Below are 10757 nucleotides of genomic sequence, written 5' to 3' on the forward strand. Positions count from 1 at the left end.
GGGAGGGTGGGAAAGAATACTGCGTGAACGCAAAAACACAGTATGTCATCTTAAAACAATATCTTTAAAAAGTTTTTCAGAAGAAATGCTTACCAATATCCTAATAATTATTACTTTTGATAACATAATACAACGATATGGAAAAGAAAAAGATTACAATAGAGGTAGAACCAGCTACAGCCGTAGCTACCGTCGGTTTATTGCGTGGGATATTTCCCAGTATCATCGAACAACTGGAAAGGCAAGCCGCAACAAACGGCAGCCCCTTAAAATTCAATAAAGTAGAAAATATGCAAGAAGTATTGGATGAGATTTATGAAAAGTGCATTGCCGAAACGAACCTCCGGGAGTTTGCCCAGGCGCACTTAAATAGTGACGGATTACCTAACTGATACAGAAATACGGAATCTGCCAGCCATCCTTATTCCAAATAACAAATGGTACAGAATTACACACCTGTCATGTGGGATGACAAAGCATTTGCCTTTGTCCCCTACGAAGCATTCAGTGATTTGCCACATTATCCCAAAGAAAAATGTGAGCAAATTTGCAAAGAGCTGAACAGCCTTATAAGACTATGTACTTATAGGCCGAAAAAGGAAGATATTTATTTTCATCCGGTAAGTTATGTACGTCGTTCCGGAGGTTTCATAGTTACGGATAATCAGGCATCCTTTGAGAAATGCCCCTATCCTGCTTGCGCAGACCGTCATAGCTGCCAAAAAATATGTGATTTGATGAACCGTATCATTGAAGAGTCTTAATTATATAAAATACCATGGAACATCCAAACTCCAAATGCAGAATAGCACAAGCTGAATATTTAAGTCGGCTACCTGAAGAAGAACGGGAAAATAAGGCCAGAGATATTAGAATCGGAAACGCCAGCTATATTTACCACCAACAAGCGGTTCCAATCCAAGAAAACAGATTGATAATGTATTATAAAGAGTGGTTGGAAGGTCTTCCTCCCAACATTTCACGCCATATGAGAATGCTTGGATTTGAAGCATGTAAGACAATGATTCCGTTTACGAGATATGTGAACGAAAGAAACGATATTGGTATGCGTGACTGGATGCAAGAGCATCTTTCACCGAGTGACTTCAACTATTGGCAGGAACTTTCGAAAAAAGCAGGTTCGCCAACATTTTAATCCCATCCCGTTCAATACGCTGCCTGAAGAATAAAAGGTGCGTATTAAACGAGAATATTTTTTAGCGTTTAGTCATCTCTTCCCGCACCAGTTCCGTTTCTGTCGGGGAGAGTTTCGGCAATTTGACAGTTGCCGGACTTTCTAACTGGTAAGCCTTCACCTCATTGATAAGCAGCTGCCAGTCAAAAAGAAATTCTTCGGAACAACCATGTTTACGATAAATTTCTTTTGCTGCTTCCAAAATCTCAGGAGCGCAAAAATCGTCTCCCTGAAAGACAACTGCCGGACGATCATTATTGATACAGTCTCTCAATAATCGTAACTGATCTTTCATTGTGTTTACCTATTATGCGTTCTGTTGTTTTACCATTTTCAAAAATTCGTCAGACGGTTTAAATGCCGGTATGTTATGAGCCGGAATAATCATAGTAGTATTCTTAGAGATATTCCGAGCTGTCTTTTGCGCTCTCTTCTTCACTATGAAACTACCGAATCCACGAAGATAGACATTTTCCTCCTTACCCAACGAAGTCTTTACCTCGTTCATGAATCCTTCCAAAACAGCAAGCACCGCTTTGCCGTCGATGCCGGTTCTGGCAGATATTTCCTTTACGATTTCCGATTTAGTCATTTCTTTATAATTTGAAAATTAGCGTGCAAAGATAATTAATCCAATGGATTATTTAAAGTCTGGCATCCGCAGCAAGCCCTGCCTTCGCCCAATGAAGTGTTAAATTGTTGCGTATGGGTCAAGTTCCTTAATCCGCTTACACAAATAATCAAAGCGTTTCTTGGTAAGCGGTGTGAGTGTATCGAGGTTCTTGCCATCGAAATTCTCTCCGAAAATAAGGTCGTCCACTCCTATGCCGTGATTGTAATTCTCGCGCACGCAATCACGCAGAATCCAAAGGTTATGCAGGTTCACCCAGTCGGCTGTAATGTTTCTGATTTTACTGAACAGCAGCGCAGCAGTGTAAAGGTAGTGTCCGCAATGGTTGTAGTCATGCAACACCAGCTTGCCCTGGTAATAGATGTCGAAATCCTTGTTTTCTTCATCTTCCTTTGTATCGCAGTAGAAGAATGGAATGTCTTTCAGACCGTCCCAATTAATATAAGTAGTTGGCTTCATAATATCTTTTTTGAATACGCTACATAACCTGTTATTTGCACACTTTCCATTATTCACAGAACATTTGATGAAACACTTCCTTCAGTCTTTTTATCTCACTGAAATTCAAATCTCCAATCTTTCTTTTCAGCCGGCTTTTGTCCACCGTGCGAATCTGATCCGTGGCTATCTCCCCATCACGCCCGGCTACAGAACACAGAACCCGGTAAGGATAGTTCCTTATGGTGGAGGTTATCGGAGCAATGACTACTATTGTAAGGTACATATTCAAATCTGAAGGAGTTACAACAACACATGGCCGTGTCTTTGCCATTTCACCCCCACGGGTAGGGTCTAACTCTACCCAATACACTCCATACTGTTCTACCATGTCCAATCCTCAAACTTTTCATCCTCAAACACATCAGGGATAAGCAACTCATCATCCCCATTCTCATGGGCACGTTTGGCAGCTTCCGCCCATCCCTGCCGTGGTTGTGCCTTTATCACAATATTGTTCCCGTCCAAAGAAATGCTCACAGCCGATTTCAAGGACAAACGCAACTGTTTCAATATCTCGGAAGGAAGTATTATCCCCTTGCTGTTTCCAATCTGAATAATGTTTGTTACCATAATGTTATAACTTTAAAATTGATTATCACAACACAAATATAGACAAAGTTATAACAATACCAAAAGAAAAGCCAACTTTTTTCCATTTTCACCGATAACCCGGCCAACGGCTGCACTCGTCGGGAGGCTAGTGCCCCCCTTGCCGTGCGGCGCTCCCCGACCTATGATTCTTATCATGTCTTGTGTCCTTTTCTCCGCTTCTAACAAACAAATCTGCATAAAATATAGATTTGCGTTTCCATTTGAATTTTAGTTATTTGATACCCTAACTATGAATAGCAAACAGATAACTGATTTTTAAAACAGCAGAATGTTTCTGTTTTATTAAAATAAAAAGGGAACAAATTTTTAAGGTAATACTTACGGAAAAAACAGACTTTATAACGTTTCTTTTTCGTACATTTGCAACAATATAATAAAAGCGAAACATATAATGGAGAAGCAAGGAGAAATCATACTATACCAACCGGATGAAGCTGTAAGGTTGGAAGTACGTTTAGAAGATGAAACCGTTTGGCTCACACAAGCGCAGATAGCAGAACTTTTTCAACGTGACAGAACCGTTATTACCAAACATATAAATAATGTTTTTAAGGAAAAGGAATTGGAAGAGAAAAGCAATGTGCATTTTTTGCACATTGCTAATTCCGATAAGCCTGTCAAGTTCTTTAGTCTAGACGTAATAATTTCAGTTGGATACAGAGTTAAAAGCGTAAGAGGTACGCAATTCAGGCAATGGGCAAATAAAATTTTAAAAGAATATTTATTGAAAGGTTATTCTATAAACCAACGGCTCAATGACATGGAATATAGAATGAACAATAGATTCTTCCAAATAGAGAAAACCATTGCTGAACATGATGCAAAGATAGACTTCTTTGTACGCACCTCATTGCCTCCGGTGGAAGGTATATTCTTTGACGGTCAGATATTCGATGCGTATAAGTTTGCTACAGATTTAATAAAGTCTGCCAAATGCTCACTTGTGCTTATCGACAACTATGTAGATGAATCCGTGTTACTCATGTTGAGCAAACGAAACAGTGGAGTATCAGCTACTATTTATACACAAAATAAACGCACAGCTCCAACTTGATTTAAACAAACACAATGACCAATATCCTCCCATTGAAGCTAGAACCTACAAAAGTAGTCATGACCGCTTCTTAATCATTGATAATACGGAAGTATATCATATTGGGGCATCGCTAAAGGATTTGGGCAAGAAAATGTTTGCTTTCTCCAAACTGGAACTTCCTGCCCATACGATAATTGATGTATTATGAAATAAGCTAATCACCCATGCGAGAAGCGGAAGAGAATATAAAATTCAAGATGGAAATTGACGTATTGGTTCCCATTCCACGTACTGTCACCCGTGATTTCACCAGTTTGAAGCACCTGCGTCAATGGCAGAAACGGAATGACATCGATGGTTCTCTTTACTGTTTTGCACACCGGGAATACCTGCTCAACGAAAAGGGAGAATGGGAACAATTTACCGTTATCGGCAAACAGGTAGTGACTATCGGAGAACTGGAAAGGCTTCTTTTGGCAATGAAGCAAAAGGGGTTCAACCAATACAGCCGTGAGGAATATGAAGAATTAATGTCTTCATATTTGAAAAAGTGAAGAATTAAAACCTTCATTACACATTTAAATACGAAAACAGGATGAAAATAGGATATGCCCGTGTTTCCACCAAGGAACAACATCTGGATATGCAACTGGAAGCGTTGAAGGCTGCCGGATGCGAGAAAATCTTCTCTGAGAAAATGACCGGACGTCAACAAAACCGCCCGGAACTGGATGCCTGCCTGAGCTTTCTCCGGGAAGGCGACACACTTGTCGTATATAAGCTGGACCGGCTTGGCCGTTCGCTGAAGAATATCCTTACGCTATTGGAAGATTTCAAGAATAGGGGCATCCAATTCACCTCACTGCAAGACAACATCAGTACGGAAGGCGCAATCGGCCAACTGATGAACAACATTCTCGGTGCTTTCGCTCAGTTTGAAAGAGACCTTATCTATGAGAGAACCCAAGAAGGCAGAAGAATCGCCAAGGAAAAAGGTGTCAAATTCGGCAGAAAGACACTTATCAACAAAAACAACATCGCCAAGCAGAAAAGCTGCATCCAACTCTATGAATCCGGAACGCCGGTAAGGGAGATACAGAAAATATTAAACATAGGCAGTAGCGGAACAGTATATCGCCTATTAAGAAGGAATGGAATTGCGCTGAAATCCGAGAACAAAAATAACAAATAACGAATAAACCTCTGCCCATCCTTCAAAGATGATTCTCAAAGATCGTCTGCAATTCCACCTCTCAGCAAGATTATAGGAAAGTCCCCTTCACGGGGACTGATTTTTTTTAATTTTAATACAATAACTCCATGCACTCCTGTACCGCTTTTTCCAATGCTTCTTCCAAACAACAAAAAGCGTCCGCATTACTTTCGGAGTCATACAACACATAATCTCCAGCCCTCACAACCACATGCCAGACCGCCACGTTTTGTTCTGTTTGAAACGTATATTCACGAGTCTGTATCATCCATTGGATACATGCTGCCAGTGTCGGGCACTCGCACATATACATCGGGGTATTCCTTCCCTCAATATCGGTGCGTAGCCTATCCTGTTTGTCATACCAATACTCACAAGGCACGTAATAGTATAATTCCTTCATCATAAGAGCTGTGTCGCTATTAACCAATCTCTCTTTGTTGATTTGTGTAATCAAATTTTCCATATTAGCATTATTTAAGTTGAACATCTGATTTATTCTTCAGCTAGATTCAAGACCTTTTCATTTTTTGTATCGGGAAGGTCTTTGGTCAGCCGACCTTTTTTTTGATGTCATTCCCCATCTGAGTTCTGAGCCTTTTTTCGGCATATCAAGGTCTGGATTGCAAGCAATAAGCCAAGTTTCACTTATGGAAAATGTCGGGAAGACACTTCTTCATCGTTATTTTCCATACAGTAAAGGCGCATGGCCGTAACTTGCCATTTGCGGAATCCCGAAACCTTTGCCGAGCAAAAAGCCGGACTCGGATCGGAGGAAAGAAGCCGGGGGAGGCAGCCCACAGAAAGGGCAATCCGATACAATCAAGAAATTAACCTGCTATACCCTTGTGCGAGTGAAATAATCCATCATAGACACTACATACCTAAGTAGTGGTATCAATACACCGATCACATATATCATAGCGTAGCCCAAAAGGACAAAAGGTAATGTTTTACGATAAAGACATGCAACAGCGAGCAATATAAACGAAAAAGAAAAGCCATAAACCCCATATTGAAAACCGGGTATCAACTCATAAACAGGTACGGGTTCCGGATGAAGCATGGCTCCGGCCACAATAGAATAAAGGCTGGTCAATAATATAAGCAGCGTATATAAGCAACTCTTAAGAATCCTGGGATCATTCCTTTTACAATAGAGAATCGTTCGGATATCACTTCTAAGAAACTCAATGCCCAGTAAGAGAGCCACCATAACGCCTGTATCAAAAGTAGAAAATACATTCATTCCGATCACCTTTGGCGCGAAGATATGTATTTATTCTGAAAAGCCACGTCTTTGCGTATTTTACGATGTCGCATCCGATAGTCCGGGAAGCATTTTTTTGGTTCTTTTTTGGGGTGACTGCCAAAAAAGAACCCCGAAGCCGAAATCCCGGGCAGACGGGATTTCTCCCGTCCACCTTACCTATTTTGCAATCTTCCCTCGTCCGCATAGCTATAATAGTTATTGCCTGCCACAATCACATGGTCAACCAAACGGATGTCTAATGTTTCAGCGGCTTTTTTAACTGCTTCCGTCAAGCGGTCATCCGCACTGCTGGGCTTGCGTGCTCCTGATGGGTGGTTATGTACCATGATAAAAGATACGGCGTTATAATACAATGCCTGCTTCATGATAACCCGTATATCCACAGGGGCGGTATTTATCCCGCCGCATGAGATACGGACTTTACGGATGAGTTTGGACGAACTGTTCAGCAACAGCACCCACATCTCTTCAGTAGCTATATCGCACAAAACAGGATGCATCATTTTATAAACATTATTGCTGGATAAAAGCGCAGGACTTTCAACTTGCCCTTCTTTCAGCCGTTTATATAGCTCAATCGCCGCATAAGCGACTTTTTTACGGCTGGGTGTTAGTGTTTCCAGTACATCAGACAAGCACAATCCTTCTATTTCCATCTGTTCATACTTATATTCTTCACGTTTCAGTTTCTCACTGTTCGTCAAGGTATAAATCAACTCGCTGTTTTCCATCACCCGATAAACGTCATTCACTTCAAATACGGTTCTCTTCGTTTTCATACTGCCAAAAATTAAAAGATTAATACTCGCAAACATCGCTTGTCGCCCCAACCATAAATTTTTCCTCAACTGATTGGGAACAGTGCATTGAAGAGAAAGCGGGAAAGACGGATCAGAACGGGATTGAACTGGTAAATACTACCTCCCGGAATGGGAGGATGGAGATTTGGCTTTTCAATATCGGGCGTTCCGGCCACGCCTACCTTCGCAATGTTCCTATCAGTTCAGGAAAAAATCATCATACCTCTCTTCCGGCATAGCCGGAGCGTAGAGCGTTAGGGATAGCAGGGAAAAGCCTGGAGGGTAACGAGGACTTGCAACGAATAGCCCGGTCAGAAGGGAACGCCCTGAAAAACTAATTCGGATACAGAAGATGAACAGAACCGCCTTCCAATCATATAAAAAAGCGTGAAAATCAACACATACTTCCGAAAAATCTTTTTCCGAAAGTACGTATAGGGCATGTGAAGGGAAAATTTATTTTCCCAGTCATTTCTATGTTATCGCTTTGGGGATATTTAAAGGGGTTAGGAGTTTAGGTCTTTATTATGTATTTTGGTGGATGGTTTTACACAGCCGATACCTTTTATTTAAAAATTTCTCTCTTTTATTTCACTGATATACCGACATATAAAAAAAACAGGGATTACCTATTCCCTTCATTAACGGGTGGACGGTTTTACACAGCTGACAAGTGAAACCGGACGCTTTTACACAACTAAAGCAAAAGGAGTGGACGGTTCTACACAACTAGAAGCAACAAACGGGACACTTCTACACAACTAAAACAGGCAAAGCGGATGACTCCACACATCTAATCACCCCAATAGGGACACTTCTACACAACTAATTCTATAAAAAACCGTGAAACGTGGACGGTTCTACACAGCTGGATCGTCCATGTTCACCGCCCCGTCCGTCTCCGGAGATATGAACTCTTCAGGAGCAGGAGCAACTTCCGTTCCATTGGCACTCTCCAACTCTTCCTGTGCCCATCCTTCCGGAAACCTGCCGAATACAGCCACGAAATCACTGATATATATCTGTTTCTTCTTTTCTACGCTTTCCGGGGAGTTTGCCCATAAAAGGAACTCTTTATACAGTCCGGCATCTTCCTCCACCTCTTTGATCTTCTTCCTCCTGACAGCCATATCCGTGTCCGGGTAGGCAATCTCGACATACAGCCCAAGCAGGTTCTTATAGAATTTCTTCACCACGACAGCATATTGTCCTTCATCAAAATAGTGCAGCGTATGCCTAGGAAACGAGAACAACACGGTATATGCCCATCTCTCATGATCGCCTTTCACAAAAGAGAAATTGAAATTGGTATATTTCAGGTAAGTATTCATCTTTTTCAGTATCGAGGCGACCTTCTTTTTCCGGTCTTTGGGTTCGGCAATCTCTATGCCGAGCTTTTTAGCCAGCTGATCGACTGTCAGCACATAAAAAGGAGCCTCATTCTTGGTGGTCTTATACTTGATCAGGTAAACCATCTTGGAAAGTTCCAGATAGAAATAGCGGTAACGGCTGGGCAGGCTACGGTAATCCTGAAGTTCCAAGAGGTTATAGAGCGAGAACATGAAATTCTTTATCTCCGGGCTTACCACTGCCGAGTACAGCCTTTTCGTTGACTTCTTCGTCTTGAAATCGGTCATTATGTCGAAACGTTTCAAGATCTGCACGAAATTATAGGATGTACGGCCATCCTCGCCAATGGTCGGATAGCAGAGGTTCTCCAATCCCAGTTTATAGAGAGCCGCCTCAAAAACCGTCTCGATAGGATGGCTGATTCTCTGTCCTGCCGTGTCGGTACATACATATTCCGGCTGCATATTCTTTCCGAACATGGCCGCGAGCTGCCGGCTATCCAGCTTGCGCTGCAAGTTGGTACGGTCATACCCCATCTTACGGCAGAAGTCTTCTACGGAGAACCAGGAAGTCCCGAACAAGTCTTTGAGGTGATAGCTGCCCAGGTATATGATCAGATCGAGCATGACATTTCCACCTGCCTCATACAACCGTTCAATCAGCACGGAATTATAGCTTTCCCCAAGCACCCTAGGGACACGAATCAGTTCTTTTGCCATGATAATACTTACAAAATCAATCCTTTCTCTGTTTTCATTGCCACAAAGATAGGCATACCGGCCAACATACGCGTCATAATTATCAATCAGTTTTAACGGTATGACCGGTATGGGAAAAGGAGAAGTACTTTCCTGAAGAATGCTTTATCCGCCCTTCATCAGAAAGAAAGCATCTTACACCTGTACCCCATAGACATCCTATATTACTTTTTCAGTTCTTCCGATAAAAAGGAACGGTCTATCAATACTTGCACCAATGGTTTCTCTTTGACAAACTCATCAAGCTCACGCTTTATCAATTTATTGCCCAACCCTATGCGTCGTCCAAATTCCTCGAAATCCTTCCGCCCTACCTGATGAGCAATTTGACTCCACATTGTCATCTGTAATCGACTCAACCCTCGGTCTAAGGTGTAGATCGTTAGGTTATCAGTACAGCGAAATCATCCGTTCTCTCATGAGTATCTACTTCTGTGGTGGCTCATGTATTGAGGATGTCACTACTCATTTGATGAACCATCTCTCGCTTCATCCGACACTTCATACTTGTAGTTCTGATACTATCCTCAGAGCGATAAAGGAACTGACGCAAGAAAACATCTCATACACATCAGATACGGGTAAGAACTACGATTTCAACACGGCTGACACTCTCAATACTTTACTGCTCAATTGTATGTTTGCATCTGACCAACTGAAAGAGGGTGAGAAGTATGATGCAAAGCCTACATACAAGAAGTTCTCTGGTTATCGCCCTGGCGTGGCGGTTATTGGTGACTTGATTGTTGGCATTGAGAATAGCGATGGTAACACAAAAGTTCCATTTCATGGCACGTTTTCTCGCCATGGCAGAGCTTAAGTAAACTTAGCTCTGCTCATCTGGCTTAACGAAAACCTTCGTTTTCATCAGAAGGACACGCTGAAGAGGTTCTTTGAGAGATTTGAACAGAACAGGCTCACTATCAATCGTTTCAGAGCTGATTGCGGATCATGTTCCGAGGAAATCGTGGAGGAAATAGAGAAACACTGCAAGTCCTTCTATATCCGCACTAACCGCTGCAGTTCGCTCTACAATGACATATTTGCTCTCAGAGGCTGGAAGACTGAGGAAATCAATGGCATTGAGTTTGAATTGAACTCTATCCTTGTTGAGAAGTGGAAGGGTAAAGCATACCGACTTGTGATTCAAAGACAGAAACGGATGGATGGTGTGCAGGATCTTTGGGAAGGAGAATACACATACCGTTGTATCCTGACTAACGACTATGAATCTTCCGTAAGAGAAATTGTCGAGTTCTATAACCTTCGTGGAGGAAAGGAACGTATCTTTGATGATATGAACAATGGTTTCGGGTGGGACAGATTGCCCAAATCCTTCATGGCCGAGAACACTGTGTTCCTTCTTCTTACAGCACTTATCCGTAACT

The 10757-nt window shown here is 41.9% G+C and carries 15 protein-coding genes and 2 pseudogenes; 7 read left to right on the forward strand and 10 right to left on the reverse strand.

The window, feature by feature from the left end; all coding sequences use genetic code 11:
- Window positions 1-137: 137 nt before the first annotated feature.
- The 3 genes from HMPREF2794_RS03880 to HMPREF2794_RS03890 are packed head-to-tail and all read left to right on the forward strand — an operon-like array spanning window position 138 to window position 1156.
- Window positions 138-392 (forward strand): hypothetical protein, encoded by a 255-nt coding sequence (locus HMPREF2794_RS03880; RefSeq protein ID WP_005868768.1) that lies wholly within the window; start codon window positions 138-140, stop codon window positions 390-392.
- A gap of 45 nt (window positions 393-437) precedes the next feature.
- The gene (locus HMPREF2794_RS03885; RefSeq protein WP_005868769.1) at window positions 438-764 is read left to right on the forward strand and encodes a hypothetical protein; all 327 of its coding nucleotides are present in this window, start codon (window positions 438-440) and stop codon (window positions 762-764) included.
- A gap of 14 nt (window positions 765-778) precedes the next feature.
- Window positions 779-1156: a hypothetical protein gene (locus tag HMPREF2794_RS03890; RefSeq protein WP_005868770.1), complete on the forward strand. Its 378-nt coding sequence runs from the start codon at window positions 779-781 to the stop codon at window positions 1154-1156.
- Window positions 1157-1217: 61 nt separating this feature from the next.
- Here HMPREF2794_RS03890 and HMPREF2794_RS03895 read toward each other — a convergent pair whose 3' ends face one another.
- The 5 genes from HMPREF2794_RS03895 to HMPREF2794_RS03915 all read right to left on the reverse strand — a co-directional run bounded on the left by HMPREF2794_RS03895 (window position 1218) and on the right by HMPREF2794_RS03915 (window position 2897).
- Window positions 1218-1490, reverse strand: coding sequence for a hypothetical protein (locus tag HMPREF2794_RS03895; RefSeq protein WP_005868772.1), 273 nt, complete (start codon window positions 1488-1490; stop codon window positions 1218-1220).
- Window positions 1491-1502: 12 nt separating this feature from the next.
- Window positions 1503-1787, reverse strand: coding sequence for an HU family DNA-binding protein (locus HMPREF2794_RS03900; RefSeq protein WP_005868774.1), 285 nt, complete (start codon window positions 1785-1787; stop codon window positions 1503-1505).
- A gap of 99 nt (window positions 1788-1886) precedes the next feature.
- Entirely contained in the window at window positions 1887-2285 is a 399-nt protein-coding gene (locus HMPREF2794_RS03905) for a hypothetical protein (RefSeq protein WP_005868776.1), read from the reverse strand.
- 49 nt (window positions 2286-2334) lie between these two features.
- Window positions 2335-2655 carry a type II toxin-antitoxin system PemK/MazF family toxin gene (locus HMPREF2794_RS03910; RefSeq protein WP_005868777.1) on the reverse strand — a complete coding sequence of 107 codons (321 nt, stop codon included), beginning with the start codon at window positions 2653-2655 and terminating at the stop codon, window positions 2335-2337.
- Window positions 2649-2897, reverse strand: a complete 249-nt coding sequence (locus tag HMPREF2794_RS03915) for an AbrB/MazE/SpoVT family DNA-binding domain-containing protein (protein WP_005868778.1) — start codon at window positions 2895-2897, stop codon at window positions 2649-2651. Before HMPREF2794_RS03915 ends, HMPREF2794_RS03910 begins: the two co-directional genes overlap by 7 nt.
- A gap of 433 nt (window positions 2898-3330) precedes the next feature.
- On the opposite strand from HMPREF2794_RS03915, the pseudogene HMPREF2794_RS03920 reads away from it, so the two are divergent.
- From HMPREF2794_RS03920 to HMPREF2794_RS03930, 3 genes and pseudogenes are all read left to right on the forward strand, one after another.
- Window positions 3331-4183 (forward strand): annotated as a pseudogene (locus tag HMPREF2794_RS03920) (virulence RhuM family protein).
- 16 nt (window positions 4184-4199) lie between these two features.
- Window positions 4200-4529: a hypothetical protein gene (locus HMPREF2794_RS03925; protein WP_005868780.1), complete on the forward strand. Its 330-nt coding sequence runs from the start codon at window positions 4200-4202 to the stop codon at window positions 4527-4529.
- A gap of 41 nt (window positions 4530-4570) precedes the next feature.
- A complete protein-coding gene (locus HMPREF2794_RS03930) occupies window positions 4571-5167 on the forward strand; it encodes a recombinase family protein (RefSeq protein ID WP_005868781.1) in 597 nt (198 codons plus the stop codon).
- 112 nt (window positions 5168-5279) lie between these two features.
- On the opposite strand, the gene HMPREF2794_RS03935 is transcribed toward HMPREF2794_RS03930, so the two are convergent.
- The 5 genes from HMPREF2794_RS03935 to HMPREF2794_RS03955 all read right to left on the reverse strand — a co-directional run bounded on the left by HMPREF2794_RS03935 (window position 5280) and on the right by HMPREF2794_RS03955 (window position 9707).
- Window positions 5280-5678, reverse strand: coding sequence for a hypothetical protein (locus tag HMPREF2794_RS03935; RefSeq protein ID WP_005868782.1), 399 nt, complete (start codon window positions 5676-5678; stop codon window positions 5280-5282).
- A gap of 348 nt (window positions 5679-6026) precedes the next feature.
- A complete protein-coding gene (locus HMPREF2794_RS03940) occupies window positions 6027-6437 on the reverse strand; it encodes a hypothetical protein (protein ID WP_005868783.1) in 411 nt (136 codons plus the stop codon).
- A gap of 176 nt (window positions 6438-6613) precedes the next feature.
- Window positions 6614-7240, reverse strand: a complete 627-nt coding sequence (locus tag HMPREF2794_RS03945; protein WP_005868785.1) for a JAB domain-containing protein — start codon at window positions 7238-7240, stop codon at window positions 6614-6616.
- Window positions 7241-8121: 881 nt separating this feature from the next.
- Window positions 8122-9330 (reverse strand): hypothetical protein, encoded by a 1209-nt coding sequence (locus HMPREF2794_RS03950; RefSeq protein WP_005868786.1) that lies wholly within the window; start codon window positions 9328-9330, stop codon window positions 8122-8124.
- A 203-nt stretch (window positions 9331-9533) separates the two neighbouring features.
- Window positions 9534-9707, reverse strand: a complete 174-nt coding sequence (locus HMPREF2794_RS03955; protein WP_224201638.1) for a hypothetical protein — start codon at window positions 9705-9707, stop codon at window positions 9534-9536.
- On the opposite strand from HMPREF2794_RS03955, the pseudogene HMPREF2794_RS27545 reads away from it, so the two are divergent.
- Window positions 9689-10757, forward strand: a pseudogene (locus HMPREF2794_RS27545) (transposase); the annotation flags it as partial. The gene HMPREF2794_RS03955 and the pseudogene HMPREF2794_RS27545 overlap by 19 nt on opposite strands.

Origin of the sequence: Bacteroides sp. HMSC067B03, from assembly GCF_001811315.1 — a bacterium.
Lineage (GTDB): Bacteria > Bacteroidota > Bacteroidia > Bacteroidales > Bacteroidaceae > Bacteroides > Bacteroides faecis.

Coding starts and splice junctions, on each gene's coding strand:
- HMPREF2794_RS03880 (WP_005868768.1), top strand. CDS start 138: ATGGAAAAGAAAAAGATTACAATAGAGGTAGAACCAGCTACAGCCGTA.
- HMPREF2794_RS03885 (WP_005868769.1), top strand. CDS start 438: ATGGTACAGAATTACACACCTGTCATGTGGGATGACAAAGCATTTGCC.
- HMPREF2794_RS03890 (WP_005868770.1), top strand. CDS start 779: ATGGAACATCCAAACTCCAAATGCAGAATAGCACAAGCTGAATATTTA.
- HMPREF2794_RS03895 (WP_005868772.1), bottom strand. CDS start 1,490: ATGAAAGATCAGTTACGATTATTGAGAGACTGTATCAATAATGATCGT.
- HMPREF2794_RS03900 (WP_005868774.1), bottom strand. CDS start 1,787: ATGACTAAATCGGAAATCGTAAAGGAAATATCTGCCAGAACCGGCATC.
- HMPREF2794_RS03905 (WP_005868776.1), bottom strand. CDS start 2,285: ATGAAGCCAACTACTTATATTAATTGGGACGGTCTGAAAGACATTCCA.
- HMPREF2794_RS03910 (WP_005868777.1), bottom strand. CDS start 2,655: ATGGTAGAACAGTATGGAGTGTATTGGGTAGAGTTAGACCCTACCCGT.
- HMPREF2794_RS03915 (WP_005868778.1), bottom strand. CDS start 2,897: ATGGTAACAAACATTATTCAGATTGGAAACAGCAAGGGGATAATACTT.
- HMPREF2794_RS03925 (WP_005868780.1), top strand. CDS start 4,200: ATGCGAGAAGCGGAAGAGAATATAAAATTCAAGATGGAAATTGACGTA.
- HMPREF2794_RS03930 (WP_005868781.1), top strand. CDS start 4,571: ATGAAAATAGGATATGCCCGTGTTTCCACCAAGGAACAACATCTGGAT.
- HMPREF2794_RS03935 (WP_005868782.1), bottom strand. CDS start 5,678: ATGTTCAACTTAAATAATGCTAATATGGAAAATTTGATTACACAAATC.
- HMPREF2794_RS03940 (WP_005868783.1), bottom strand. CDS start 6,437: ATGAATGTATTTTCTACTTTTGATACAGGCGTTATGGTGGCTCTCTTA.
- HMPREF2794_RS03945 (WP_005868785.1), bottom strand. CDS start 7,240: ATGAAAACGAAGAGAACCGTATTTGAAGTGAATGACGTTTATCGGGTG.
- HMPREF2794_RS03950 (WP_005868786.1), bottom strand. CDS start 9,330: ATGGCAAAAGAACTGATTCGTGTCCCTAGGGTGCTTGGGGAAAGCTAT.
- HMPREF2794_RS03955 (WP_224201638.1), bottom strand. CDS start 9,707: ATGTGGAGTCAAATTGCTCATCAGGTAGGGCGGAAGGATTTCGAGGAA.